Annotated in this window: 22 protein-coding genes and 1 pseudogene; 12 read left to right on the plus strand and 11 right to left on the minus strand. The window is 72.7% G+C overall.

Features of this window, described 5'->3' with window-relative positions:
* Window positions 1-475 precede the first annotated feature (475 nt).
* Window positions 476-2,242, plus strand: coding sequence for a CDP-alcohol phosphatidyltransferase (locus tag ACFZP7_RS11815; protein WP_385634374.1), 1,767 nt, complete (start codon window positions 476-478; stop codon window positions 2,240-2,242).
* Here the strand turns inward: ACFZP7_RS11815 and dusB are convergent, their stop codons facing one another.
* A complete protein-coding gene (gene dusB / locus ACFZP7_RS11820) occupies window positions 2,243-3,376 on the minus strand; it encodes a tRNA dihydrouridine synthase DusB (protein ID WP_385634375.1) in 1,134 nt (377 codons plus the stop codon).
* A 77-nt stretch (window positions 3,377-3,453) separates the two neighbouring features.
* On the opposite strand from dusB, the gene ACFZP7_RS11825 reads away from it, so the two are divergent.
* Window positions 3,454-4,899, plus strand: a complete 1,446-nt coding sequence (locus tag ACFZP7_RS11825; protein WP_385634376.1) for an MFS transporter — start codon at window positions 3,454-3,456, stop codon at window positions 4,897-4,899.
* An 82-nt stretch (window positions 4,900-4,981) separates the two neighbouring features.
* Here the strand turns inward: ACFZP7_RS11825 and ACFZP7_RS11830 are convergent, their stop codons facing one another.
* The 3 genes from ACFZP7_RS11830 to ACFZP7_RS11840 all read right to left on the minus strand — a co-directional run bounded on the left by ACFZP7_RS11830 (window position 4,982) and on the right by ACFZP7_RS11840 (window position 11,141).
* On the minus strand, window positions 4,982-9,379 hold the full coding sequence (locus ACFZP7_RS11830; RefSeq protein ID WP_355270357.1) for a cation-translocating P-type ATPase: 4,398 nt from the start codon (window positions 9,377-9,379) through the stop codon (window positions 4,982-4,984).
* Window positions 9,380-9,388: 9 nt separating this feature from the next.
* On the minus strand, window positions 9,389-10,153 hold the full coding sequence (locus tag ACFZP7_RS11835; protein WP_385634377.1) for a hypothetical protein: 765 nt from the start codon (window positions 10,151-10,153) through the stop codon (window positions 9,389-9,391).
* Window positions 10,154-10,238: 85 nt separating this feature from the next.
* Window positions 10,239-11,141 carry a helix-turn-helix domain-containing protein gene (locus tag ACFZP7_RS11840; protein ID WP_030972457.1) on the minus strand — a complete coding sequence of 301 codons (903 nt, stop codon included), beginning with the start codon at window positions 11,139-11,141 and terminating at the stop codon, window positions 10,239-10,241.
* A 101-nt stretch (window positions 11,142-11,242) separates the two neighbouring features.
* Between ACFZP7_RS11840 and ACFZP7_RS11845 the strand changes: the two genes are divergently transcribed.
* A complete protein-coding gene (locus ACFZP7_RS11845; RefSeq protein WP_385634378.1) occupies window positions 11,243-12,673 on the plus strand; it encodes an MFS transporter in 1,431 nt (476 codons plus the stop codon).
* 171 nt (window positions 12,674-12,844) lie between these two features.
* Window positions 12,845-13,924: a chitinase gene (locus tag ACFZP7_RS11850; RefSeq protein ID WP_019326374.1), complete on the plus strand. Its 1,080-nt coding sequence runs from the start codon at window positions 12,845-12,847 to the stop codon at window positions 13,922-13,924.
* A 171-nt stretch (window positions 13,925-14,095) separates the two neighbouring features.
* Here the strand turns inward: ACFZP7_RS11850 and ACFZP7_RS11855 are convergent, their stop codons facing one another.
* Window positions 14,096-15,478: a glycine--tRNA ligase gene (locus tag ACFZP7_RS11855; RefSeq protein ID WP_019326376.1), complete on the minus strand. Its 1,383-nt coding sequence runs from the start codon at window positions 15,476-15,478 to the stop codon at window positions 14,096-14,098.
* Between the two features lie 169 nt (window positions 15,479-15,647).
* On the opposite strand from ACFZP7_RS11855, the gene ACFZP7_RS11860 reads away from it, so the two are divergent.
* The 4 genes from ACFZP7_RS11860 to ACFZP7_RS11875 all read left to right on the plus strand — a co-directional run bounded on the left by ACFZP7_RS11860 (window position 15,648) and on the right by ACFZP7_RS11875 (window position 18,850).
* The gene (locus ACFZP7_RS11860) at window positions 15,648-16,661 is read left to right on the plus strand and encodes a zinc ABC transporter substrate-binding protein (protein WP_385634379.1); all 1,014 of its coding nucleotides are present in this window, start codon (window positions 15,648-15,650) and stop codon (window positions 16,659-16,661) included.
* Between the two features lie 26 nt (window positions 16,662-16,687).
* Window positions 16,688-17,458, plus strand: coding sequence for a metal ABC transporter ATP-binding protein (locus ACFZP7_RS11865; RefSeq protein WP_019326378.1), 771 nt, complete (start codon window positions 16,688-16,690; stop codon window positions 17,456-17,458).
* Complete coding sequence (locus tag ACFZP7_RS11870; RefSeq protein WP_019326379.1) at window positions 17,458-18,360, plus strand: metal ABC transporter permease; 903 nt, start codon at window positions 17,458-17,460, stop codon at window positions 18,358-18,360. The genes ACFZP7_RS11865 and ACFZP7_RS11870 overlap by 1 nt, the downstream gene beginning before the upstream one ends.
* Window positions 18,361-18,421: 61 nt before the next feature.
* The gene (locus ACFZP7_RS11875) at window positions 18,422-18,850 is read left to right on the plus strand and encodes a Fur family transcriptional regulator (RefSeq protein ID WP_029393540.1); all 429 of its coding nucleotides are present in this window, start codon (window positions 18,422-18,424) and stop codon (window positions 18,848-18,850) included.
* A gap of 87 nt (window positions 18,851-18,937) precedes the next feature.
* On the opposite strand, the gene ACFZP7_RS11880 is transcribed toward ACFZP7_RS11875, so the two are convergent.
* From ACFZP7_RS11880 to ACFZP7_RS11895, 4 genes are read right to left on the minus strand one after another with little or no spacing between them, the layout of a single operon-like run.
* Window positions 18,938-19,768 (minus strand): isoprenyl transferase, encoded by an 831-nt coding sequence (locus ACFZP7_RS11880; protein ID WP_019326381.1) that lies wholly within the window; start codon window positions 19,766-19,768, stop codon window positions 18,938-18,940.
* 12 nt (window positions 19,769-19,780) lie between these two features.
* Window positions 19,781-20,527: a DNA repair protein RecO gene (gene recO / locus ACFZP7_RS11885; protein ID WP_029393541.1), complete on the minus strand. Its 747-nt coding sequence runs from the start codon at window positions 20,525-20,527 to the stop codon at window positions 19,781-19,783.
* 22 nt (window positions 20,528-20,549) lie between these two features.
* The gene (locus ACFZP7_RS11890; protein WP_046249997.1) at window positions 20,550-20,792 is read right to left on the minus strand and encodes a hypothetical protein; all 243 of its coding nucleotides are present in this window, start codon (window positions 20,790-20,792) and stop codon (window positions 20,550-20,552) included.
* Entirely contained in the window at window positions 20,789-20,995 is a 207-nt protein-coding gene (locus ACFZP7_RS11895; RefSeq protein WP_385634380.1) for a hypothetical protein, read from the minus strand. Before ACFZP7_RS11895 ends, ACFZP7_RS11890 begins: the two co-directional genes overlap by 4 nt.
* Before the next feature lie 115 nt (window positions 20,996-21,110).
* On the opposite strand from ACFZP7_RS11895, the gene ACFZP7_RS11900 reads away from it, so the two are divergent.
* From ACFZP7_RS11900 to ACFZP7_RS11915, 4 genes and pseudogenes are all read left to right on the plus strand, one after another.
* On the plus strand, window positions 21,111-21,941 hold the full coding sequence (locus ACFZP7_RS11900) for a Scr1 family TA system antitoxin-like transcriptional regulator (protein WP_385634381.1): 831 nt from the start codon (window positions 21,111-21,113) through the stop codon (window positions 21,939-21,941).
* 5 nt (window positions 21,942-21,946) lie between these two features.
* A pseudogene (locus tag ACFZP7_RS11905) lies at window positions 21,947-22,126 on the plus strand (DUF397 domain-containing protein); the annotation flags it as partial.
* Window positions 22,127-22,223: 97 nt separating this feature from the next.
* A complete protein-coding gene (locus ACFZP7_RS11910; RefSeq protein ID WP_030972470.1) occupies window positions 22,224-22,703 on the plus strand; it encodes a cupin domain-containing protein in 480 nt (159 codons plus the stop codon).
* Between the two features lie 103 nt (window positions 22,704-22,806).
* Window positions 22,807-24,297: an alpha/beta hydrolase gene (locus ACFZP7_RS11915; RefSeq protein WP_385634382.1), complete on the plus strand. Its 1,491-nt coding sequence runs from the start codon at window positions 22,807-22,809 to the stop codon at window positions 24,295-24,297.
* On the opposite strand, the gene ACFZP7_RS11920 is transcribed toward ACFZP7_RS11915, so the two are convergent.
* Entirely contained in the window at window positions 24,285-24,962 is a 678-nt protein-coding gene (locus ACFZP7_RS11920) for a response regulator (protein WP_385634383.1), read from the minus strand. The genes ACFZP7_RS11915 and ACFZP7_RS11920 overlap by 13 nt on opposite strands.
* Window positions 24,959-26,248 carry a sensor histidine kinase gene (locus tag ACFZP7_RS11925; protein ID WP_385634384.1) on the minus strand — a complete coding sequence of 430 codons (1,290 nt, stop codon included), beginning with the start codon at window positions 26,246-26,248 and terminating at the stop codon, window positions 24,959-24,961. The genes ACFZP7_RS11920 and ACFZP7_RS11925 overlap by 4 nt, the downstream gene beginning before the upstream one ends.
* Between the last annotated feature and the right edge of the window lie 4 nt (window positions 26,249-26,252).

Below are 26,252 nucleotides of genomic sequence, written 5' to 3' on the forward strand. Positions count from 1 at the left end.
GACTCCTCGAGGACGCGGTGGCTGCCCTGACGGCGAGGAATGTACCCAGATCAAAGGCACCTGGGTACGTCCACTTGCGCGTCATGCGCCTGTAACCACTCGTCCGCCAGCGGATCGAAAGTCAAGGCTTGGCAAGCGACCGACGGCTGGTGTTTTCACTTCTTGAACGAATGAACCCCCGAGGCACACTCTTACCGCTCACCTGAGCGCCATTCGCCACGTTTGAGTTCGATCGATGAACGATCATGACATGGCACTCAGTGCCACCCCTTGGAGAAGTGGAACCGCCCAAGATCCGCTCATCTGAGCGTTGCCTCTATCAGAGGTGGCGAGAATCACGCTGCCACAGGCCGCCGGATTTCACCATGCGGACCGGTGAACGGACCGTCCGCGGCGGACGTACGACAGGGTGCGGCGGACCCGGCCCCCTCGCCGGGTCCGCCGACCACCGGGTTTCGCACGGAAGGACCTCCGGGTGCCTGTCAGCACGCCTTTCCGCCGGCCACCGCAGCGCGCCGACGCCCCCGCACCGGACACCCCCGCCCCCGCCGCGCCCGAGGCCCTCGGGGCCCGCCTGGCCCACTGGCGCGCCTGGCGGACCCGGCACCCGCGCACCGCCCTCGTCGTCCGCCGCGCCACCAACGTCCTCGCCGCCGCGCTGGTGCTCGGCGCGCTGCTGCTGCCGAACACCTCCGCCGCCCTCGAACCCAACCGGTTCGCGCGCATCCCGGCGGAAGCCGTCGTCGGCGCGGTCCTGCTGCTCCGCCTGCCCCGCGCCGCGCGGCTGGCCGCGTCTGCCCTCTTCGGCACCGTCCTCGGGGCGCTGACCGTGCTGAACCTGCTCGACATGGGCTTCACCGAGTACCTGGGGCGGGGCTTCAACGTGGTCCTGGACTGGGGCCTGCTGGACGACGCCCAGTCCTACGTGGCGGACTCGATGGGCGGCGCGGCGGCGACCTGGGCCGCCGTGGGCGCGGTCGGGCTGGCCCTCGCCCTGCTGGTGGTGACGGCGCTGGCGGCGGTGCGGCTGGGCGAGCTGCTGGTCGCCCACCGGGAGCGGGCGACGCGGGGCGCCCTGACGGCGGCCACCGTGTGGATGACCTGCGTGGCGCTCGGCGTGCAGACCTTCGGGACGCCGATCGCCACGACGAACGCGTCCGCCCTCCTCCAGGGGCAGGCGCACCGGGTGGTGGACACGCTGCGGGACGAGGCGGCGTTCGCGAAGGAGGCCGGATCGGACCGGTTCGGGGCCACGCCCGGCGCCCAGCTGCTGCCGGACCTGCGGGGCAAGGACGTGATCTTCACCTTCATCGAGAGCTACGGCCGCAGCGCCGTCGAGGACCCGGTGACGGCGCCCGGCGTCGGCCGCGCCCTCGACACGGGCACGCGGGCGCTGGAGGCGGCGGGCTTCCGGGCCCGCAGCGGCTGGCTGACCTCCGCCACCTTCGGCGGCAGCAGCTGGCTCGGCCACTCCACCTTCATGTCGGGCCTGTGGGTGGACAACCAGCAGCGCTACCGCACCGTCACCGCCGGCGACCACCTCACCCTGACCAAGGCGTTCGAGAAGACCGGCGCCTGGGACACCGTCGGCGTCATGCCGGGCGTCCAGAAGGCGTGGCCGGAGGCCGAGTGGTACGGGCTGGACAAGGTCTACGACGCCTTCGACGTCGGCTACCGGGGGCCGAAGTTCAGCTGGTCGACCATGCCGGACCAGTACGCGCTGGAGGCGTTCCAGCGTCTGGAGCACGGCAGGGAGCGGGACAGGCCGCTGATGGCGGAGGTGATCCTGACCTCCAGCCACCAGCCCTGGGCGCCGATCCCGCGGATGGTCGACTGGGACGAGATCGGCGACGGTTCGGTGTACGAGGGGATCGAGGCGTCGGGCGTGGAGGCGGCCGACGTCATCGCCGACTCCACCCGGTCGAAGGAGGAGTACGGCAAGTCGGTCGAGTACTCCGTCACCAGCCTCACCCAGTGGCTGGAGCGCTACGGCACCGACGACACCGTCCTGGTCTTCCTCGGCGACCACCAGCCGCTCGCCCGGGTCAGCGGCGACCGGGCGAGCCGGGACGTGCCCGTCTCGATCGTCGCCAGGGACCCGAAGGTGCTCGACGCCGTCGACGACTGGAACTGGACGGAGGGGCTCCAGCCCGCGCCGGACGCCCCGGTGTGGAAGATGAGCTCCTTCCGCGACCGCTTCCTGACGGCCTACGGCTCCACCCCGCACCCCACCGGTGGCTGATCAGCCCCCGGAGGTGTCCAGCTCCGCGTCCTCGCCGACGCCCGCGCAGTCGTAGGGGTCCTTCAGCCAGCCGTCCGGCAGCACCACGCGGTTGTTGCCGGAGGTACGGCCGCGGGGGCCGTCGGCGCCGGCGGGCCAGGGCTGGTCGAGGTCCAGCTCGTCCAGCCCGGCACGCAGTGCCTCCAGGGAGGAGGTGATCGCGAGCCGCTTGCGCATCTCGGAGCCGACCGCGAAGCCCTTGAGGTACCAGGCGACGTGCTTGCGGAAGTCGACTACACCGCGCGCCTCGTCGCCGATCCACTCGCCGAGCAGGGTGGCGTGCCGCACCATCACGTCGGCGACCTCGCGCAGGGTGAGCCGTACGTACGCGTCGGTACGTCCCTCGAAGGCGGCGACGAGATCGGCGAAGAGCCACGGCCGCCCCAGGCACCCGCGCCCGACCACGACACCGTCGCAGCCGGTCTCCCGCACCATCCGCAGCGCGTCCTCGGCGGACCAGATGTCGCCGTTGCCGAGCACGGGGATCTCCGGGACGTGCTCCTTGAGGCGGGCGATGGCGTCCCAGTCGGCGGTGCCGCCGTAGTGCTGGGCGGTGGTGCGGCCGTGCAGGGCGATGGCGCTCACACCCTCCTCGACGGCGATCCGGCCGGCGTCGAGGTAGGTGAGGTGATCGTCGTCGATGCCCTTGCGCATCTTCATCGTGACGGGCAGGTCACCGGCGCCGGTGACGGCCTCGCGGACGATGGCGCGCAGCAGGTTCCGCTTGTACGGGAGGGCGGAGCCGCCGCCCTTGCGGGTCACCTTGGGCACCGGGCAGCCGAAGTTGAGGTCGATGTGGTCGGCCAGGTCCTCCTCCGCGATCATGCGGACGGCCTTGCCGACGGTCACCGGGTCGACGCCGTACAGCTGGATCGAGCGCGGCTTCTCGGTCGCGTCGAAGTGGATCAGCTGCATGGTCTTCTCGTTGCGCTCGACCAGCGCCCGGGTCGTGATCATCTCGCTCACGAACAGGCCCTTGCCACCGCTGAACTCCCTGCACAGGGTGCGGAAGGGAGCGTTGGTGATCCCGGCCATGGGGGCGAGGACGACGGGCGGCTGGACGGTGTGCGGACCGATCTGCAGGGGCGTGGGCATGTCTCCATTGTGCAGTGCAATGACTTGGCAAAATTCATTAGTTAGCCACACTATCGAAATCGGCTACGATGGACGGCATGCCCGAGCCGAGTCACCGCCGCCGCATGCTGGTGCTCGCGATCTGCTGTATGAGCCTGTTGATCGTGAGCATCGACAACACGATCCTCAACGTCGCCCTGCCGGCCGTGCAGCGCGACCTGCACGCGAGCACGTCGGGCCTCCAGTGGGCGATCGACGCCTACACGCTGGTGCTGGCCGCGCTGCTGATGCTGGCCGGCTCCACGGCCGACCGGATCGGCCGCAAGCGGGTCTTCATGACCGGCCTGGTGGTCTTCACCCTCGGCTCGCTGCTCTGCTCACTGGCACCGGACCTGTCGTCCCTGGTCGCCTTCCGGATGATCCAGGCGGTGGGCGGCTCCATGCTCAACCCGGTCGCCATGTCGATCATCACCAACACCTTCACCGACCCGCGCGAGCGCGCCCGCGCGATCGGTGTCTGGGGCGCGGTGGTCGGCATCTCCATGGCCGCCGGCCCGCTGGTGGGCGGTCTGCTCGTGGAGTCGGTCGGCTGGCGCTCGATCTTCTGGGTCAACCTGCCGGTGGGCCTCGCGGCCCTGCTCCTCACCCTCCGCTTCGTCCCCGAGTCCCGCGCGCCGAAGGCCCGCCGCCCCGACCCGCTGGGCCAGCTCATGGTGATCGTGCTGTTCGGCTCCCTGACGTACGCGATCATCGAGGCGCCGAACGCCGGGCTCGGGGCGGTGCTGCCCTTCGCCGCGACGGCGCTAGCCGCGCTGCTCGGCCTCCTGTTCTACGAACCCCGCCGTGCCGAACCCCTCATCGATCTGCGCTTCTTCCGCTCGGCTCCGTTCAGCGGCGCCACCGTCATCGCCGTCAGCGCGTTCGCGGCCCTGGGCGGCTTCCTGTTCCTGTCCACGCTCTACCTCCAGAACGTGCGCGGGCTCAGCGCCCTGCACGCGGGGCTGTGGATGCTGCCGATGGCCGTGCCGACCTTCCTGTGCGCCCCGCTCGCCGGGCGGCTGGTCGGCAGCCGGGGACCACGGCTGCCGCTGCTGGTCGCGGGCGGCGCGCTGACGGTGAGCGGGGTCCTGTTCGCCGCCTTCGAGGCGGAGACCTCGAACCTCACCCGCTTCCTCGGCTACGTCCTCTTCGGCGTCGGCTTCGGCTTCGTCAACGCCCCCATCACCAACACCGCCGTCTCCGGCATGCCCCGCGCGCAGGCCGGGGTGGCCGCCGCCGTCGCCTCCACCAGCCGCCAGCTGGGTCAGACGCTGGGCGTGGCGGTGGTCGGCGCGGTGCTGGCGGCGGGCGTGGGCGCCTCCTCGTACCGCGACTCCTTCGTCTCCGCCGCCCGGCCCGGCTGGTGGATCCTCACCGCCTGCGGTCTCGCGGTCCTGGTGCTGGGCGTCCTCACCACCGGCCGCTGGGCCCGCCGCACGGCCCGGCGCAACGCCGAGCGCCTGGAGAGCCCCGAGGCACGCCCGGCGGCCCGGTCGGCCGCGTGAGCAGCCCCCACGCCTCCGGCCGCCCCGGCGAAGCGCCTCCGAAGGGGCGCGGGGAACTGCGCGCCCAGCCCCGAGCCCACGCTCAGGCGAAGGCGCCCCGCGCGACCCCCGGCAGCCGTTCCGCCACCGTCGGCCAGTACTTCACGACCGCCTCCTCCACCGCCGGCAGCGCCCGCTGCCCCGCCAGCGCCAGGACGATCGCCGCCGCGACGCCCGCCCAGGCGAGGGGGCCGAGCGGCGTGCAGCCGAAGAGCTGACTGGCGCCCGGGGTCTGCACCAGGGCGACCAGGGCCGCGGCGGACCCCAGCGACGTGACCTGGACCAGCCGGCTGCCGCGCCGGTCGGCGAGGGTCTGGGCGAGCTGGGTGCCGACCACCGCGCACAGCGCCATCGTCGTCGAGCGACGCCCCGTGCCCGGGGTGAAGCGGCCGAACAGCCAGGCCGCGGTCGCGCCCAGCGCCGTGGTCATCGCCCGGTGCCGGATCTGCCGGATCAGCGGCTCGCCCAGTACGGCCGTCCCCAGCGGGGCCCCCGCGTCGTCCTCCTCCTGCTCGGCGTCGCCGGTCTCCGTCACCGCCACCGCCATCGCGGGGAACAGGTCCGTGAAGAGGTTGACCAGCAGCATCTGCCGGGTGGACAGCGGGGCGGCACCGCCCAGCACCGTGCCGAGGATGCCGAAGCCGACCTCGCCGGCGTTGCCGCCGATCAGGATGGCGATGGCGTCGGCGACGCTGTGCCACAGGGCGCGGCCTTCCCGCACCGCCTCCACCAGGACCAGCAGGTCGTCTCCGGTGACGACGAGGTCCGCGGCGTTGCGGGCGGCGGCCGAGCCGCGGGCGCTGATGCCGACGCCGATGTCGGCGGCGCGGATCGCGGCGGCGTCGTTGGCCCCGTCGCCGACCATGCCGACGACCCGCCCGGCGTCCCGCAGCGACTCGACGACCTGGAGCTTCTGCTCGGGCGCCACCCGGGCGACGACGTCCGCGTCCCGCAGCATCCGGGAGCGTGCCGTGCGGTCCGCGGCGGCGATCTCGTCACCGGTGACCACGACCGCGTCCTCGGGCCAGCCCAGGTCGACGGCGATGGCGTGGGCGGTCTGCGGGTGGTCGCCGGTCAGCACCACGGGCCGTACGCCCGCCTCGCGCAGCCCGCGCACCAGCGCCGGGGAGGTCTCGCGCGGCACGTCGGACAGCCCGAGCATCCCCGTGAACTCCAGCTTCTCCGGCTCCTGTTCGAGGACGTCGGCCGCCTTCTCCCCCGCGCGCAGGGGACGGCTGGCCACCGCGATGATGCGCAGCCCGTCGCGGGCCAGCCCGTGTGCCACCTCGGTGGCGTGCGGGGGCAGGTCCGCGCAGGCGGGCAGCACGGTCTCCGGGGCGCCCTTGACCACCAGCACCGGCGCCCCGTCACCGTCGCGGCCGACGGCGGCGGCGTAACCGCGCGAGGTCTCGAAGGGCAGGCCCTCCTCCTGCGTCCACTCCGGGTCGGGACCGGCGGCGTCCAGCACCGCCTCGTCGGTGGCGTGGGTGGGGCGGGCGCCGTCGCCGTTGAGGCGGGGGCAGGCCCGCGCGGCGATCCGTACGGCGTCGGCGGCGTCCGGGTCGCCCGCCTTGCGGACCGTGCCGTCGGCGCCCGCGACCCGGGTCAGCCGCAGCTTGTTCTCGGTGAGCGTGCCGGTCTTGTCGAAGCAGATCGTGTCCATGCGGCCCAGCGCCTCCAGGGTGCGCGGGGTGCGCACCAGGACGCCGTGGCGGCTGAGCCTGCGGGCCGCCGCGAGCTGCGCCACGGTCGCCACCAGCGGCAGCCCCTCGGGCACGGCGGCCACCGCCACCGACACCCCGCCGGCGACGGCCTGCCGGATCGGCGTCCCGCGCAGCAGTGAGAGACCGGTCACCGCGGCCCCGCCGGCGAGGGTGAGCGGCAGCGCCTTGCGGGTCAGCTCCTGGAGCCTGGCCTGCACGCCGGCCGCCGAGGGCGTACGGGCGGCCAGCGAGACCGCCCGCGCGGCCTCGGTGTGCTCGCCGGTGTCCACGACCACGGCCTGGGCGCGCCCGGCCACCACGGTCGTGCCCTCGAAGACCATGCAGTGCCGCTCCGCCACGGGCGCGTTCGTCACCGGGTCCACGTTCTTGTCCACCGGCAGCGACTCGCCGGTGAGCGCGGACTCGTCGACCTCCAGGCCGTCCTCCCACAGCAGCCGGGCGTCGGCGGGCACCACGTCGTCCGCCTTGAGGTCGACGATGTGGCCCGGGTGGAGTTTCGCGGCGTCCACGACGCGCGGCTCGGCGGCCGGGTCGTGCGTCTCCTCCTCCGCGACCCGCGCCTTCTGCTTCTGCTGGGCCAGCAGCCCGGACAGCGCCCGTTCGGCCCGCAGCCGCTGGAAGCCGCCGACCAGCGCGTTCAGGTCGAGGGCGCCGACCACGAGCAGCGCGTCCATGACGGAGCCGAGGATCGCCTCGGCCGCCGAGCCGACGGCCAGCACCGGGGTGAGCGGATCGTCCAGCTCGCCCCGCACCGCCTGCCCCAGCTGCCACGTCCACTTCACCGGCGCGAGCACGGGCACCCGGCCCGCCCGGTCGGCCGCCGCCTTCATCCGCGCCGTCAGCTGTTCGCCGAGGGACGGCTCCGGCTCCTTCTCGCGCGCCAGGCGTTCCCGTACGCCCGTGGGGTCCAGCGTGTGCCACGGCACCCGCGCCCGGGGGTGCGGGGCGCGGGCCATCGCCACGCCCAGCGCGGCGCGCGTACCGGAGAACAGGGCCGCCGCCGCGCTCACGTCGACGGGCGCGTGCCGCAGCCCGGGCAGCGCCGAACCTTGGCCCCCTCCCCCCTTCTTGCCCTTGTCGCGCGCCTCGCCGACCGCCACCAGCAGTCCCGAGAGCGCGGCCCCGGACCGGGCCAGCGTCTGCGACCGGCGTCCGACCCCGCGGGCGGCCGGCACCGCCCGCAGCAGCCGCCACACGTCGGCGAGTCCTCCCGGCGCGAGCACGTCCGCGCCCCAGGCCACCGGGGCGTCCCCGTCGGCCAGCGCGACGGCCACGTCCCCGCCGAGCAGTCCGGCCAGCACCGAGCCGTCGTCGCCGGGCCGGGGCCGTACGACGGTGATGACGCCGCCGTCGGCCCGCAGTTCGTCCACGACCTCCCGCAACGGCCGTTTCCCGCTGACCACTTGGTCCGCGAGGCCGGTGAAGTCGGCCAGCGCCGGGTCCTCCACCATCACCACCCGCAGTCCCGCGCGGCGCGCGGCGTCCAGCACGTCCTCGGTCCACGGGTCCGCGCCCGCCTCGGGCGCCCGCAGCGCGCTGGGGTGCAGGACGACCGTGGCGGCCATCTCCAGCTGCCGCAGCCGCTCGGGGTCGCGCACCAGCACACCGGAGCGGGAGAGCGCGGCGCTCAGGACGGCGTGGAAGGCGGCGGGCCCGTAGCGGGCGGCCTTGGGCGACCCGGCGAGCACCGCCTCGGCGGCCTCGGCGACGTCGTGCTTGACCAGCAGCGTCGCCACCGCGCCCGCCACGCTGCCGGTCGAGGCGTGGGCCGCGTAGTCCTGGGCGGGGGTGCTCCGCAGCGGCGGGCGCAGGGCCGGGTCGGCGGGCAGGCTGACGCGGTCCGGGAGGCAGAGCCCGTCGTGCACGACCTCGAAGGCCGCCGTCCGGGTCACCGCCTCGGTCAGCTGGCAGGTGCGCAACGCCCCGTCCAGCCACAGCGAGGTGGGGCTCTGCCCGGCGCCGTGGACGGCGGCGTTGGCGGCGGCCAGGGCCACGTCCATGCCGTGGGCGCCGAGCCGTTCGCGCAGCCAGGCGCGGAAGGTCGGGTTCTCGCGCAGCAGGGTCGCCACGGCCGTCACCAGGCGGGGCGTGGGCGGCAGGCGCAGGCGGGCGCCGGTCATGGCGGCGGCGATGCCCAGTGCGTCGGCGCCGAGGGCGGTCGCGGCGACGCGCACGGAGACCGGGTCGCCGGGGTGGGCCAGCTCCTCCACCGCGTCACCGGGGTCGGAGTCCGAGTCGGAGTCGGACGGGGCCGCCCGGGTCAGTCCGTGCCGTTCGGCCAACTCGGTGGCGCGGTCCACCACCCGGTCGGTGAGCGCGTCCTCGGTGGCGGTCACCACCAGGCGGGCCAGGCCGGTGTCCCAGTAGGCGAGCGCCACGTCCGGGTGCTCCGCCAGGGCCGCCGCGACCCGCCGCGCCACTCGTGCGGTGCCGCCCGCCCGGCGCACCTTCTCCGTCGCGGCCGGCCGCAGCGCGAGGTGCGCCCGGTTCCCGGCCCGCCAGTCCCGGGTGTCACCGCCCGGCAGCGCGGCGCGGGCGACCCGTGCCGCCCGCGCCGCGAAGTCCGCGCCGCGCACACCGGCCCGCGCGGTGCCCGCCACGGCGCCGGCCGCGGCACCCACCGCGGGGGCGGTGCCGCGGGCCAGCAGCCGGGGGCCGGCCAGCACGAACCCGGTGACGGCGTCCTGGGAACGCGTCAGAAGCCCTACACCGACCATCGTTGTCTCTCAGCCCGCCTTCCGTGTGGACGTGCTCGACTTCCGGCTCCGGCCGCCCGAGGCACCGGTGGACGCCTTGGCCTTGGACGCCCCGGCCGTCGTCTTCTTGGCGGCCTTCTTGGCGGGGCTGGTGGCCGAGGCGCTCTTCTTGGCCGGCCGTCGGCCGGCGGTGCTCTTGGCGGCCGTGCTCTTCTTGGCGGTGCTCTTCTTCGCCGCGGTCGTCTTCGCCGTGGTCGTCTTCGCCGTGCTCTTGTTCGCCGCGGTCGTCTTCGCCGTGCTCTTCTTCGCCGTGGCCGACTTCGCCGCGCTCTTGCCGGCCGTCCCGGACTTCGCGGCCGGGCTCTTGCGGGCGGCGGCCTGCGTGCCGGAGGTCTTCGTGGCGGTACTCCGCCGCGCGGGGGCCTTCTCCGCCCCGGCCTCTCCGGCCTTCTCCTTGCTCTCGCCCCCGTCCCCGCTCCCGCCGGAGGCCCCCGCCCCGTCCTGGAGCACCCGGGCGGCGTCCGCTCCCGGCGACTCCTGCGGGCGCGGCCGGGTCAGCCACGCCACCGCGCCCGCGGTGAGCGCCACCGGCCACTCCACCAGTCCGGCGATGCCCAGCACGCCGGCCCCGGTGTAGACGACCGCGCGCCGTCCGCGCGGCGACACCGCTCCGATCCTGTCCAGGGCGCCCTCTGCGGCCTTCCCGACCGTCCCGGCGCCCGGCACCTTCCGCAGCGCGGAGGCTGCCGCGTGCAACGGCCGCGGGAGCGTCTGCGCCGACTTCTGCTCAGCCATGACTGTCCGTCCTCGCCCTGTGCGTGCTGTCGAAACCCTGGAACATCACCTTCCGCACATTTCCGGGTTCCCGCACTTCGAAGGCTCATCCCGGCGAAGTCGACGCCCGCTCCACAGCGAGGGCGTGCAGGTGCTCCAGCCGCTGCCGGGACTCCTCGTCGCACGGCACGTAGGTCACCATCCGGGGCCCCGCCCCGGGACCGAGCCACAGGTCGGTGTGGTCGACGCGCACCCGCCCGACGTACCGGTTGAGGAACTCCTTGCGCTTGCCGCGGTGCGCGACCACCTCGTGCCGGTCCCAGACCTCGCGGAACTCGGCCGACTGGGCACGCAACCTCTTGAGCAGCATCTTCCACACGGGCTCGCCGAGATGCCCCGCCATCGACGCGCGGAACCGGGCGGCCATCACCCGCTGGGCCTCCTCCAGGTGGACGATCGAGGAGCGCCACTCGTCGTGGGTGAAGCTGAGGACCAGGCAGTTGCGGTCCTCGGGCGGCACCCGCTCCAGGTCGCAGAGCAGCAACCCGTAGGTGCGGTTGTGGGCGAGGATGTCGTACCGGCTGTTCTGCACACAGGCGGGGTACGGCTCGACCTGCTCCAGAAGGGCCCGCAGCGCCGGGGTGACGGCCGGGCAGTCCTGGGCGGGCGTCGGGTCGACGGCCCCGGCCAACCGGAAGAGGTGGGCACGCTCGGTGGGGTCGAGCAGCAGGGCCCGGGCGAGGGCGTCGAGGACCTGCACGGAGACCTGGATGTCCCGGGCCTGCTCCAGCCAGGTGTACCAGGTGACGCCGACCGAGGAGAGCTGGGCGACCTCCTCGCGCCGGAGGCCCGGTGTGCGGCGTCGACGTCCGCGGGGCAGCCCGACCTGCTCGGGAGCGATGCGCTCGCGGCGGCTGCGCAGGAAGGCGGCGAGTTCGTGCCTCCTGATCTCCGAGCCGGTGTCCCGGGGCGCGGCCTGCGCGACCTTCTCCTGAGCCGTCGTCGTCATGCCTCCAGCGTGCCGCGCCCCGGAGCCTGTTGCCAGGTGCTCCTGCTACCAGGACAAGGAGACTCTGGTACCCCCCTGTCCGTCGCCGCAGGCTCGACCACGTGACCGAAACCATCACCTCACGTCCCGTTCGTCCGTCCCCCTCGGCGCCGCCCGTGCTCGGCGGCCTCGGACTCTTCACGGTGCTGCTGGCCGCGGCGCTCCCCCTGATCGACTTCTTCATCGTCAACGTCGCCCTGCCCACCATCGGCGCGGAGCTGTCCGCGGGCGAGGCGGTCCTGGAACTCGTCGTCGCCGGCTACGGGGTGGCGTACGCCGTCCTGCTGGTCCTCGGCGGCCGGCTCGGCGACCTGTTCGGCCGCCGGCGCCTGTTCCTGGGCGGCATGGCGGCCTTCGGGCTGACCTCGCTGGCGTGCGGGCTGGCCCCGGACGCGTGGTCGCTGGTGCTGGCGCGCGTGGCGCAGGGCGCGTCGGCCGCCGCGATGCTGCCGCAGGTGCTGGCCACCATCCAGGCGACGACCTCCGGTCCGCGGCGCGCGAAGGCCATGGGCCTGTACGGAGCGACGGCGGGCCTGTCGATGGTGGCCGGCCAGATCCTCGGCGGTCTGCTCGTGGCGGCGGACGTGGCGGGCACCGGCTGGCGTTCCGTCTTCCTGGTGAACGTGCCGGTCGTCGTCCTCGGCCTGATCCTCGGCGCCCGCGCGGTCCCCGACACCCGCTCACCGCGCCCCGAGCCGGTGGACGTCCCCGGCACGGTCCTGCTCGCCGCCTCCCTCCTCACCCTCCTCGTTCCCCTGACCGAGGGCCGGGCCGCCGGCTGGCCGCTGTGGACGTGGCTGTCGCTGGCCGCGTTCCCGTTCGCGGCGGCGGCGTTCTACGCGGTGGAGCGCAGGGCCGACCGGACGGGCCGGACGCCGCTGGTGCCGCCGAGTCTGTTCGCGATCGTCTCGCTGCGGCGCGGACTGCTGCTGATCGTGCCGTTCTCGATCGGCTTCAGCGGGTTCATGTTCGTCGTCGCGGTGGCCCTGCAGCAGGGCGCCGGCCTGGGCCCGGTGGACGCGGGCCTGGCCCTGGCGCCGCTCGCGGTGGTGTTCTTCCTCTTCTCGGTCGCCGGACCCCGGCTGGTGTCCCGGTACGGCACACGCGTGGTGCCGGCCGGCGCGGTCCTCCAGGGCCTGGGTCTGGCCCTGATGACCCTGGCCGCCTGGCGTTCCTGGCCGGACCTCGGCATGGTCGAACTGCTTCCGGGCGCGGCGCTGGCGGGCGCCGGCCAGGCGCTCCAACTGCCGGTGGTCTTCCGGGTCGTCCTCTCCGAGGTCCCGGCCGCTCGCGCGGGCGTCGGCAGCGGGGTCATGATCACCACGCAGCAGTCGTCCCTCGCCCTGGGCGTGGCCACCCTGGGCACGCTGTTCCTCTCCCTGTCCACGAGCCTGGGCATGCGCGACGCCCTGGTGACGACCCTGCTGGTCCAGCTGGTGGCGGTGGCGTCGACGGGTCTGCTGAGCCTGCGTCTGCCGCGGACGGTCGCCTGACCCACCGCACCGGTTTCTGGTCCAGACCTCTTGACGAAAGGTCTGGACCAGATCAGTGTCATGTCTACGACACCCGCCTCGCCGAGCCACGCCGCACCACACACGTACGCCCGCACGCCCGCACGCCCGCACGCCCCATGACACCTCACCGACCCCACCGGGAGGACCGGCATGATCCGCCGCAAGATCCGCCTGCTCGCCACCGCCCTCGCCGCCGCCGTCCTGGCCCCCCTCGGCGTCGCCACGGCGACCGCCGCCCCGGCCCCCACGGCGTCCGCCCCCGCACCCGCCGCCGACACCTGCGCCGTGAAGTCGAAGCCCGCCGGAAAGGTGCTCCAGGGCTACTGGGAGAACTGGGACGGCGCCGCCAACGGCGTCCACCCGCCCTTCGGCTGGACCCCGATCACCGACTCGCGCATCGGCGCCCACGGCTACAACGTGCTGAACGCGGCCTTCCCGGTGATCCTCCCCGACGGAACGGCCCTGTGGGAGGACGGCATGGACCGGGACGTGAAGGTGGCGACGCCCGCGGAGATGTGCGCGGCCAAGGCGTCCGGACAGACGATCCTGCTCTCCATCGGCGGCGCGGCGGCCGGCATGAACCTGAACTCGACCGCCGTCGCCGACCGCTTCGTCGAGACGATCGTCCCGATCCTGAAGAAGTACAACTTCGACGGCATCGACATCGACATCGAGACCGGCCTCACGGGCAGCGGGAACATCGGTCAGCTCTCCGCCTCCCAGGCCAACCTGATCCGCATCATCGACGGCGTCCTGGCCCGCATGCCGTCGAACTTCGGCCTCACCATGGCCCCGGAGACCGCCTACGTCACCGGCGGCAGCGTGGTCTACGGCTCGATCTGGGGCGCCTACCTGCCGATCATCAAGAAGTACGCCGACAACGGCCGCCTGTGGTGGCTGAACATGCAGTACTACAACGGCAGCATGTACGGCTGTTCCGGTGACTCCTACTCCGCCGGCACGGTCCAGGGCTTCACCGCCCAGACCGACTGCCTGGACAAGGGCCTGGTCGTCCAGGGCACCACGATCCGCGTCCCCTACGACAAGCAGGTCCCGGGCCTGCCCGCCCAGCCCGGCGCGGGCGGCGGCCACATGACGCCGTCCCAGGTCGCCCAGGCGTGGAACCACTACAACGGCGCCCTCAAGGGCCTGATGACCTGGTCCCTCAACTGGGACGGCTCGAAGAACTGGACCTTCGGCGACAACGTCAAGGCCCTCCAGCGCCGCTGACGCGGCGGCACCGGCGTGCGGCACGATCCCGCCGCCCAGGCCCCCACCCTGACAACACGACGGCCCCCGGCGGAGGACCACTCGGGTTCCTCCGCCGGGGGCCGATCACGGGCGGCCTGTGACGGCGGGGTCAGGGGGCGGAGCCCCCCGTACGTCAGCCGGAGCGGACGTTCAGCAGCCCACGAGCCGAGAGGCGAGGTACCCCTCGATCTGGTCCAGCGACACCCGCTCCTGCTTCATGGTGTCCCGCTCGCGCACGGTCACCGCGTTGTCGTCCAGCGTGTCGAAGTCCACCGTCACGCAGAACGGCGTGCCGATCTCGTCCTGGCGACGGTACCGGCGCCCGATCGCACCGGCGTCGTCGAACTCGATGTTCCAGTGCTGCCGCAGCGCCTGCGCCAGCCCCTTCGCCTTCGGCGACAGCTCCGGGTTGCGGGACAGCGGCAGCACCGCGACCTTCACCGGCGCCAGACGCGGGTCGAGCCGCAGCACCGTGCGCTTCTCCAGCTTGCCCTTGGCGTTCGGCGCCTCGTCCTCGATGTACGCGTCGAGCAGGAAGGCGAGCATCGCGCGCCCGACACCGGCCGCCGGCTCGATGACGTACGGCGTCCAGCGCTCGCCGGCCTCCTGGTCGAAGTAGGAGAGGTCCTGGCCGGAGGCCTTGGAGTGCGCGCCGAGGTCGTAGTCGGTGCGGTTGGCGACACCCTCCAGCTCGCCCCACTCGCTGCCGCCGAACTGGAAGCGGTACTCGATGTCGGCGGTGCGCTTGGAGTAGTGGGAGAGCTTCTCCTTCGGGTGCTCGTACCAGCGCATGTTCTCTTCACGCATGCCCAGGCCGGTGTACCAGTTCCAGCGCTGCTCCATCCAGTACTCCTGCCACTTCTCGTCCTCGCCCGGCTTGACGAAGAACTCCATCTCCATCTGCTCGAACTCGCGGGTGCGGAAGATGAAGTTGCCGGGCGTGATCTCGTTGCGGAAGGACTTGCCCATCTGGGCGATGCCGAACGGCGGCTTGCGGCGCGAGGTGGTCTGCACCTGGGCGAAGTTGGTGAAGATGCCCTGCGCGGTCTCGGGCCGCAGGTAGGCGACGGAGCCGCTGTCCTGGGTGGGGCCGAGGTGGGTGGAGAGCAGACCCGAGAACTGCTTGGGCTCGGTGAAGGTGCCCTTGTTGCCGCAGTTGGGGCAGTTGAGGTCGGCGAGGCCGTTCTCCGGGGCCTTGCCCTTCTTCTCCTCGTACGCCTCCTCCAGGTGGTCCGCGCGGAACCGCTTGTGGCAGGAGGTGCACTCGGTCAGCGGGTCCGTGAAGGTGGCGACGTGACCGGAGGCCACCCACACCTCGGGGGCGAGGATCACGGACGAGTCGAGACCGACGACGTCCTCGCGCGAGGTGACCATGTAGCGCCACCACTGGCGCTTGAGGTTCTCCTTGAGCTCGACACCCAGCGGGCCGTAGTCCCAGGCGGCACGCTGACCGCCGTAGATCTCACTGCACGGGAATACGAAGCCACGGCGCTTGCTCAGGCTGACGATGGTGTCGATCTTGTCGGCGGCCACGGTGCTCTCTTCATTACGACGACGGGCGACGAAGCGAGATGCTTCCAGAGAATGCTTCAGGTTACCGGCGCGGCCCGCCCCTCGGCCAAATCGGGGCCCCCTTCGACGATCTCCACGGACACCGACCGTTAGTTGACAACGGTTTCCATATTTGTTGAAAATGAATGCCATGAACGTACGACGACGCAACATATCCGGCATAGCAGTCACCGCGGCCGCCGCCCTCGGCCTCGGGACCCTCTCGGCCTGCTCCGGCGACAGCGCCGCGGCGGGCAACACGGACAAGTTCGACGTCGTCGCGTCGTTCTACCCGATGCAGTACCTCGCCGAGCAGATCGGCGGCGACCACGTGAACGTCACCACGCTCACCGAGCCCGGCCAGGAGCCGCACGACCTGGAGCTGAGCGCCAAGCAGACCGCGCAGATGGGCGAGGCGGACGCGGTGCTCTACCTGAAGTCCCTCCAGCCGGCCGTGGACGAGGCCGTCGGCCAGTCCGACGTCAAGACCAAGATCGACGCGGCCACGCTGACCAAGCTCGAGGACCACGGGAACGTCGAGCACGACCACGGCCACGACCACGGGGGCGAGGAGCACGCCGCCGAGGAGCACTCCGAGGAGGCGCACTCGGGCGAGGCGCACTCCGAGGAGGAGGAGGAGCACGCCCTCGACCCGCACGTCTGGCTGGACCCGGTGAAGTACGCCGAGATCGCCGAGGGCGTCGCGTCGGCCTTCGAGAAGGCCGACCCGGACAACGCGGCCGACTACCGCAAGAACGCCGACGCGCTGACGAAGAAGCTGGCCGACCTGAACACGGCGTTCGAGGACGGCCTGGCGAACACCGACACCAAGGTCTTCTTCACCAACCACGCCGCCTTCGGCTACCTCGCCGAGCGCTACGGACTGACCCAGGAGGCCATCAACGGCCTCGACCCGGAGAGCGAGCCCAGCCCCGCCCGGATCAAGGAGCTGCAGGACGAGGCCAAGGCCGACGGCGTCACCACCGTCTTCTACGAGACACTGGTGTCCGACAAGACCGCGAAGACCCTCGCCAAGGACGCGGGCCTGAAGACCGACGTCCTCGACCCGCTGGAGGGCATCACCGAGAAGTCGAAGGGCGACGACTACATCGCGGTCATGGAGTCCAACCTCAAGGCGCTCGAGGCCGCCCTCGGCGCCAAGTGAGCGTTTCGATCGTTACGGAGGGCATCGTGAGCGACGAGCCTGTCATCTCCCTGCGCGGCGTCCGCGCCGAGCTGGGCTCACGCCCCGTCCTGCGCGGCATCGACCTCGCCGTGGGCCGCGGCGAGGTCGTGGCGCTGCTCGGCGCCAACGGCTCGGGCAAGTCCACGGCCGTGCGCACGGTCATCGGCCAGGTGCCGGTCACGGCCGGCGAGGTCGAGCTGTTCGGCACCCCGCGGCGCCGCTTCCGCGACTGGTCGCGGGTGGGCTACGTCCCGCAGCGCACCACGGCCGCGGGCGGCGTGCCCGCCACGGTGACCGAGGTGGTCTCCTCCGGCCGGCTCTCCCGGGCGCGCTTCGGCGTGCTGCGCAAGGCCGACCGCGAGGCGGTCCGCCGCGCCCTCGACCTGGTCGGCATGGCGGACCGCGCCAAGGACTCCGTCGACGCCCTCTCCGGAGGCCAGCACCAGCGGGTGCTGATCGCCCGCGCGCTCGCCCCCGAACCCGAGCTGCTGATCATGGACGAGCCGATGGCGGGCGTCGACCTGGCCAGCCAGGAGGTCCTCGCCGACACCCTGCGCGAGCAGGTCGCGGCCGGCACCACCGTCCTCCTCGTCCTGCACGAGCTGGGCCCCCTGGAGCCCCTGATCGACCGGGCGGTCGTCCTGCGCGACGGCTGCGTCCTGCACGACGGCCCGCCCCCGAAGGCGGTCGGCCAGCACGCGCTGCCCGGCCACGACCACGTACACCCGCACGCACCGGCGGGCGCCGAACCGATCCGCACGGGACTGCTGAGCTGATGGAAATCCTGAACTACGCCTTCATGCAGCGGGCGCTGCTGGCGGCCGTCCTGGTCGGCATCACCGCCCCCGCCGTCGGCATCTACCTGGTCCAGCGCCGCCAGGCCCTCATGGGCGACGGCATCGGGCACGTGGCGATGACCGGCGTCGGCCTCGGCTTCCTGCTCACCTGGTCCCCGGTGTGGATGGCGACCCTGGTCTCCGTCCTCGGCGCGGTCCTCATGGAGCTGATCCGCTGGTACGGCAAGACCCGCGGCGACATCGCCCTCGCCATGCTCTTCTACGGCGGCATGGCCGGCGGCGTGATGTTCATCAACCTCGCGCCGACGGGCTCCAACGCCAACCTCACTTCGTACCTCTTCGGCTCCCTGTCGACGGTGAGCGAGTCCGACGTGACCGCGATCTGCCTGCTGGCCGCCTTCGTGGTCCTGGTCACCCTCGGTCTGCGCCGCCAGCTGTTCGCGGTCAGCCAGGACGAGGAGTTCGCCCGGGTCACCGGCCTGCCGGTGCGCGCGCTGAACCTGCTCACCGCCGTCACCGCCGCCGTGACCGTGACGGTCGCGATGCGCGTCGTCGGGCTGCTGCTGGTGTCGGCGCTGATGGTGGTCCCGGTGGCCGCCGCCCAGCAGCTCACCCGCTCCTTCGCCGCCACCTTCGCCGTCGCCGTCGCCATCGGCGTCACCGTGACGATCAGCGGCACGGTCACGTCGTACTACCAGGACGTGCCGCCCGGCGCGACGATCGTGCTGCTCACCATCGGCGCCTTCGTCCTGCTGACCGTGCTGGCAGTGCCGCTGGCCCGGCGACGCGCGCGGGCCGCCACCGCGGCGCAGCCCGCCGCGGATCCGGCGGAGTGCAAGATTCCGGCCACCCGGGGTGCCACCGACGAGGTCGGCGTCTGACTGCCGGCGGGCCGGGCTGGCACAATGGCCCCGGCAAGCCGCAGACGTGAGGAGGAATCCGGTGACGACCGCTGGACCGCCCGTGAAGGGCCGCGCCACCCGGCAGCGGGCCGCCGTGTCGGCGGCGCTGCAGGAGGTCGAGGAGTTCCGCAGCGCGCAGGAACTGCACGACATGCTCAAGCACAAGGGCGACTCGGTCGGGCTCACCACGGTCTATCGCACCCTGCAGTCCCTCGCCGACGCCGGTGAGGTCGACGTCCTGCGCACCGCCGAGGGCGAGTCCGTCTACCGGCGCTGCTCCACCGACGACCATCACCACCATCTGGTCTGCCGCACCTGCGGCAAGGCCGTCGAGGTCGAGGGCCCGGCGGTGGAGAAGTGGGCGGAGGCCATCGCCGCCGAGCACGGCTACGTCAACGTGGCGCACACCGTGGAGATCTTCGGCACCTGCGCGGACTGCGCGACGGCGGCCGCGGACCAGGGGGCCTAGCAGGGAGCCCGGCACCGTCCCCGGTGCCGCGAGGCTCCCCGCCGGCCGGGCCGCCCCGGACGCACCGGGGCGCCGCGCCGGACGCGGTTACGCCTGCCGGCCCTCCATGGCGAGCAGTTCCTCGTTCGGGATGGCCCCGCCGAACCGCCGGTCGCGGGAGGCGAACTCCAGACAGGCCCGCCACAGGTCGCGCCGGTCGAAGTCGGGCCACAGCACGTCCTGGAAGACCATCTCGGCGTAGGCGCTCTGCCACAGCAGGTAGTTCGACGTGCGCTGCTCACCGCTCGGCCGCAGGAACAGGTCCACGTCCGGCATGTCCGGGTAGTACAGGTACTTGGCGAGCGTCTTCTCGTTCACCTTCGACGGGTCGAGCCGCCCGGCCCGCACGTCCTCCGCCAGCGCCTGCGCCGCGTCGGCGATCTCGGCGCGCCCGCCGTAGTTCATGCAGAAGTACAGGGTGAGCAGGTCGTTGTCCTTGGTCTGCTCCTGCGCGACCTGGAGCTCCTTGGCGACCGACTTCCACAGCTTCGGCATCCGCCCCACCCAGCGCACCCGGATGCCCAGCTCGTCGAGCTGGTCGCGGGTCTTGCGGATGAAGTCGCGGTTGAAGTTCATCAGGAAGCGCACCTCGTCCGGCGACCGCTTCCAGTTCTCGGTGGAGAAGGCGTACAGGGAGATGTTCTTCACACCCATCTCGATGCCGCCCTGGAGCACGTCCAGCACCCGCTCGGCGCCGACCTTGTGCCCCTCGGTGCGGGGCAGGCCGCGCTCCTTGGCCCAGCGCCCGTTGCCGTCCATGACGATCGCCACGTGCTCGGGCACCAGCTCGCCGAGTTTCGGAGGCCGCGCGCCGGACGGGTGCGGCTCCGGCGTCCTGTACTCCCGGCGCTGCCGCCCCAGGATCCCGCGTACGGCCATATCGGTTCTCTCCTACTTCTCGACGTACCGCAGGGAGCGCAGTCCCCGCTCCAGGTGCCAGTGCAGGTAGGCGGAGACCAGTCCGCTCCCCTCCCGGACGTACCGCGGCTCGGCCGCGTCCGCCGTGCCCCAGTCTCCCGCAAGCAGCGCGCCGAGCAGTTCCAGGGCCTGCGGCGAGGGTACGACGCTGCCGGGCACCCGGCAGTCGACGCAGACGGAACCGCCCGATCCGACCGAGAAGAACCGGTTCGGACCGGGCAGGCCGCACTTGGCGCAGTCCCCGAAGGTCGGCGCGTACCCGTTCACGGCCAGCGAGCGCAGCAGGAACGCGTCGAGGACGAGATTCGGCGCGTGCTCGCCCCGCGCCAGGGTGCGCAGCCCGCCGACCAGCAGCAGGTACTGCTGCACCGCCGGCTCGCCCTCGTGGTCGGTGAACCGCTCGGCCGTCTCCAGCATGGCCGTCCCGGCGGTGTAGCGCGCGTAGTCGGTCACGATCCCGCCGCCGTACGGCGCGATGGTCTCGCTCTGCGTGCACAGCGGCAGGCCGCGCCCGACCAGCTCGCTGCCCTTCGAGAAGAACTGCACGTCCACGTGCGAGAACGGCTCCAGCCGCGCCCCGAACTTCGACTTGGTCCGCCGCACCCCGCGCGCCACGGCGCGTACGCGTCCGTGACCGCGCGTGAGCAGCGTGATGATCCGGTCCGCCTCACCCAGCTTCTGGGTGCGCAGCACGATGCCGTCGTCGCGGAACAGACTCATGCCGTTCATTCTCGCGCATGCGTCAGGGCACCTCGCCCCGACTTCTGGCGTTGGTGTACGCCGTCGCCGCGCTGAGGCGCTCCGCCGGGGTGGCGTGGCGTACGTCACCCGGCGCGGCGTCCCATTCCCGGCCGCCGCCGTACGGCCGCATCTGCACGTACGGGCCCTCGTGGCCCATGACGAGTCCCACACGTCCGGTGCGGGTGTCGATGGCGTAGGCCCCGACGGGCGGATACGGGTGCGGGTGCGGATGCGGGTGGGTCATCGCAGCACCGCCGCGAGGCGCTGCGCGGTCTCGACGGAACACCGCCCCAATTCGATGAGCGGACAGGGCGCCTCCCGCGCAAGACTCACCGGGTCGAGCCCGAGGGAGGGAAGAGTAATTCCGGCCTCCGTGAGCGCCGCGCGCAATTCTTTCACCGTGTCCTCCGCTTCTTCGACGCAGAGCGCCGAGTGTGGTGCCTTCACCGTGCTCCCCTTGCCTTTACGGTTTCAGTCTTCGTGTCCCCAGAATGCCTTGCCGTTACTACACTCGGTCGGAGTCTGCGCACTACAAGTGCGGGTCAGTGCCAGGGGGTTGGTTATGGCCAATGGTTCACGGCAGGCGGCGTGGGAGTTCTTCGGGACGGAACTGAAACGCCGGCGCGAGGACGCGGGAATCACGCAAGTGGAGCTTGGCGCACGGGTTTTCGTGTCCGGGGGATACATCGGCCAGTTCGAACAGGCAATTCGCAAGCCACAGCTGGACGTTGCCCAGCGGATTGACGAGGCACTGCAAACCGACGGTATTTTCGAGCGGCTGTGCCGGAAGCTGATTGATGATCCGCGGTATGCGGATTACTTCGCGGGGGTCGTGGAGTTGGAACGGCTGGCGACAGCCGTCCACGACTACGAGCCGACCGTGGTGCCCGGGCTTCTGCAGACGCCGGCCTATGCGAGAGCCCTGACCCTGGCGACGCATCCGTTCGCGGCGGAGGAGTTCGTGGAGGACCGAGTCGTCGCCCGCGTGGAGCGGTCGGCGATTCTCGAAGACGCTACACGGCCCGTGTATTGGGTCGTGGTGCACGAGACGGTACTGCGCGTCCCGGTGGGCGGCCCGCGGGTGACGGCGGAGGCACTGGACCGGGTGGCTCGACTGGCCGAAGAACGGAAGGTGCTGCTCCAGGTGTTCCCCTTCTCTGCCGGGGCGCCTGCCAACAGCGGCTCTCTCCGGCTCATGGAGTTCGAGGACGCGCCACCCACCGCCTATACAGAGACGTCGTTTTCGGGAAGTCTGCTGGACGATCCGGCAGTGGTGCGGCGCGCACGCCGAGCCTACGATCTGATCAGGGGCGCCGCACTGTCGCCGGAGGCGTCCCTCGCCCTGGTCCGATCGGCGGCTGAGGACTTCAGACGATGCACGCACACGACCTGAGCGACGCCCGCTGGCGCAAGAGCACCTACAGCAACGGCGACGGAGGAAACTGCGTCGAGGTCGCCGACGGAGTCCCCGGCGTCGTGCCGGTCCGGGACAGCAAGGTGGCTGCCGGGCCGGTGGTCGTCGTCGGGGCGGGAGCCTGGACGGAGTTCGTACGCGGCCTCGTCGGGCTCGGGTCCTAGACCGCTCGTCCCCGCCCCCTTCGATCTCCCGGCCGACGCCCGGGACGGACCCCGTGCGCGAGACTCGGATCACGCATCCACAACGGAGGGGGCACCCATGTCGTACCCGGAGCCGCGCTACCTCGGCGAGAAGGGTGAGATCAACGCCGTGTTCAGGGCGGCCGACACCCCGCCCGACATCGTGGCACCCAACGGCACGACCACCCACTACCTCGCGAGCCACACCTCCACCGGAGGTGAGTTCGGGCTCTACAAGGTGGACATGGGCCCCAAGGCGCCCGGCGCCAGGACGCACTTCCACCGGAGCATCTCCGAGTCCTTCTACGTCCTGTCCGGCGAGGTGGAGCTCTACAACGGCGAGCGCTGGGTCACCGGGCGGCAGGGAGACTTCCTGTACGTCCCGGTCGGCGGACTGCACGCCTTCAAGAACGACGGCGACGACCCCGTCTCCATGCTGATGCTCTTCTCCCCGGGCGCCCCGCGCGAGGAGTACTTCGAGCGCGTCGCCGAGTTCGCGCAGCGCGGCGGCGAGGAGCTGCGGGAGTTCCAGGTGCGGCACGACAGCTTCTTCGTCTGACGCGTCGGGGTGTACCCCGACACGGAGGACTGGGGTAACCCCCCGTGTCTTTCCGGGAGTTGCCCGGATGGGGAGGGCGCCGGGCATCCGCGAGGCTCGTCGCATGACGCTACGCACACGACTCCTCCGCAACGCCGCCGTCGTCGGCGTGTCCACCGCCCTCCTCGGCATCACCGCGCCCGCCGCCACCGGCACGACCGCAGGTCCGGCCGAGTCCCTCGCCTGGGCGGACTGCGAGGGCGCCACCGTCGACCCCCGTCAGCAGTGCGCCACCCTCCGGGTCCCCCTGGACCACGCCGATCCGGACGGCCCGCGGATCGACATCGCCGTCTCCCGCATCCCCGCCGAGGACCCGGACGCCCGGCGCGGGGCGCTGCTGCTCATCGCCGGCGGACCGGGGGGCTCCAGCCTCAACGACCCGTCGGGCAAGGGGCAGAAGCTGCCGCGGCAGGTCCGCGACACCCACGACCTCATCGGATTCGCGCCGCGCGGACTCGCCCCCTCCACCCCCGTCACCTGCGGGCTGGACCACGGCGACCTCGCCACCTCCAAGCTCCGTCCCTGGCCCGCCCCCGACGGCTCGGTGGACGGGAACATGGCCACCGCCCGCCGCATGGCCGACGCCTGCGCCCGCAACGGCGGTGAACTGATCAAGCACCTCAGCACCGCCAACGAGGCCCGCGACATCGACCTCCTCCGGGCCGCGCTCGGCGAGCGGAAGATCTCCGCGTGGGGCGTCTCGTACGGGACGTACGTCGGCGCTGTGTACGCGCAGCTCTTCCCGCACCGCACCGACCGGATCGTGCTGGACAGCGTCGACGACCCCGACCCGACCCGTGTCGCCCGCGCCTGGCTGGCCGGGCACGAGCAGGGCGTGGAGGACACCTTCCCGCACTTCGCGGCCTGGGCGTCGAAGCCGGGCAATCCGGACCGCCTGGCGCGCAGGGCCGCCGATGTCCGACCGATGTTCCTGCGGCTCGCCGCGCGGCTCGACCGCGAGCCGATCCCGTGGCCCGGCGCCAATCCCGAGGAGCTGAACGGCAACGTGCTGCGCCAGGCGCTGCTGGACGGCCTCTACCGGCCCAGCCGCTATCCGGCGCTCGCCGAGCTGATACGGGCCGCCCGGCGGGGCACCGTGCCGCCCGCGCCCGAGGCGCCGCCCGAGGAGGTGCTGCAGAACGTCGCCGCCGTGGGCGCCGGGACGCTCTGCAACGACGTCGCCTGGCCCACGTCCCCGGCCGTGTACGAGAAGGGCGTCGCCGAGAGCCGCGCCGCGTACCCGCTCACCGCCGGCATGCCCCGCAACGCGATGCTCTGCGCCGCCTGGCCGTATCCGCCGCGTGAGGCACCGGTGCGGATCACCGACCGGGGGCCGTCCGACATCCTGCTCGTGCAGAACGAGCGGGACGTCGCCACCCCGCTCTCCGGCGCGTCGAGGATGCGGGAGGCGCTCGGCCGACGGGCGGTCATGGTCACCGTGGACTCCACCGGCCACGACGCCTACCTCGCCAACGGCAACGCCTGCGGCGACCGCGTCGTCTCCCGCTTCCTGGCGACCGGGGAACGGCCGGACTCCGACCTCTACTGCCGCTGAGCGGTGCCGGGCGTCACCAGGCCCGACTCGTAGGCCACGATGACCAGTTGTGCCCGGTCGCGGGTGCCCAGCTTCCCCATCACACGGCTGACGTGGGTCTTGGCGGTGAGGGGGCTCAGGCCCAGGGAGTCGGCGATCTCCGTGTTGTTGAGGCCGCGGGCGACGAGGGTGAGGACCTGGCGCTCGCGGTCCGACAGGCAGTCGGGGCCGCCTCCGCCTCCCACCGGGGTGGACGGGCTGCGCAGGAACCGCTCGATCAGGCGGGCCGTGGGACCTGGTGACAGGAGCGCGTCGCCCGCCGTCACGGTGCGGATGGCGTCGAGGAGGTCGGCGGGCCTGGTGTCCTTCACCAGGAAACCGGAGGCGCCCGCGCGCAGGGCGTCCACGATGTTCTCGTCCGTGTCGTAGGTGGTGAGGACCAGTACCTTCACACCCGCCAGGTCCTCGTCGGCCGCGATCAGGCGGGTCGCCTCGATACCGTCCAGGTCGGGCATGCGGATGTCCATGACGACCAGGTCGGCGCGTTCCGTGCGGGCCAGTTCGACGGCCTGGCGGCCGGTGCCCGCCTCGCCGACGACCTCCATGTCGGGGGCCGAGGCGACGAGCAGGGCGAATGCGGCGCGGACGAGGTTCTGGTCGTCCGCGAGCAGCACGCGTATGGTCATTCGGCTCTCTCCGCGGTGATCGTCGGGGTGGCCGTCGTGCCGGCCGTCGGGGTGGCCGTCGTCAGGGGGGCGGTGGGTGTGGGCAGCACGGCCGTCACCTCGAAGCCGGTGCCTCCCTCGCGCGGCCCGGCGTCGAGTGTGCCACCCACGCTGCGGGCCCGCTCCCGCATCCCGACCAGGCCGAAGCCGGGGGCACCGGCGGGGTCCGGGCCGGTGCCGTCGTCGGTGACGGACAGGCGCACCGCGCCCCGGTCGGCGTACACCTCGACGCGGACGGTCGGTTCGGGTCCCGCGTGCCGTACGGCGTTGGTCAGCGCCTCCTGCACGATGCGGTAGGCGGCGGCGCCGACCGCCGGCGGTACGTCGTCGGCGCGCAGCGACAGCTCCACGCTCGCTCCGGCGAGGCGCGCGGCCTCCGCCAGGTCGGGCAGGCCGCGCAGGTCGGGCAACGGGCCGCGTGCGTCGGGGGTGTCCTGCGCCCGCAGGACCTCCAGCGTGGTGCGCAGTTCACCGCGCGCGCTCCGGCAGGTCTCGGCGATGTCGTCGAGGGCCTTGGCGACCGCGGCCCGGTCCAGGCGGTCGGGGTCGGCGGTCAGGACGTGGGCGGCGACGGAGGTCTGCACGCCGATGAGGGTGATGCTGTGCGCGAGCAGGTCGTGCAGGTCCCGGGCGACCCGCAGGCGTTCCTCGGCGACGCGGCGCCGGGCCTCCTCCTCCCGGGTGCGTTCGGCGCGTTCGGCGCGCTCGACGATGGAGGCGACGTACTGGCGGTAGTAGCGGACGTCGACACCGGCGAAGAGGATGGCGATCACCCAGCCGGAGATGCGGAGCAGTTCGACGGCCCGGTGGGTGTCGACGGTGAGCATGATGCTGACGGACGCCGTGAGGACCGCGGTGCCGGTGAGGATCGTGCGCAGGGGCCGGCCGGTGACGGCCAGCGTGTACAGGGCCACGTAGGAGGCCGGGCCGGGGGCGGCGTGGTTGTTGTCCAGGGCGTGATAGGGGCCGACGACCGCGAACACCGCCGCGAGCACCAGGAGCGGCCGGTGTCGCCGCCACACGATCGGGACGTGCGCGGCGACCAGCAGCGTCCAGCCCAGCGCGTCCGGGCGCCGGCCCTCGTCGGTGAACCACGCCAGGCAGACCGCGCCGACGAGGAGGACCGCGGCGAGCACGGCGTCGTTGCGGACGCGGTGCGGCGCGGTGAGCGGGTCGCGGTTGATCGCGGCCATGATCCGCTCACCGAGGCGGGAGGGCCAGGACGTCGCAGTGGTGGATGCCTGCACCCGT

This window comes from Streptomyces sp. SudanB5_2050 (assembly GCF_964272335.1).
Taxonomy (GTDB): Bacteria; Actinomycetota; Actinomycetes; order Streptomycetales; family Streptomycetaceae; genus Streptomyces; species Streptomyces rochei.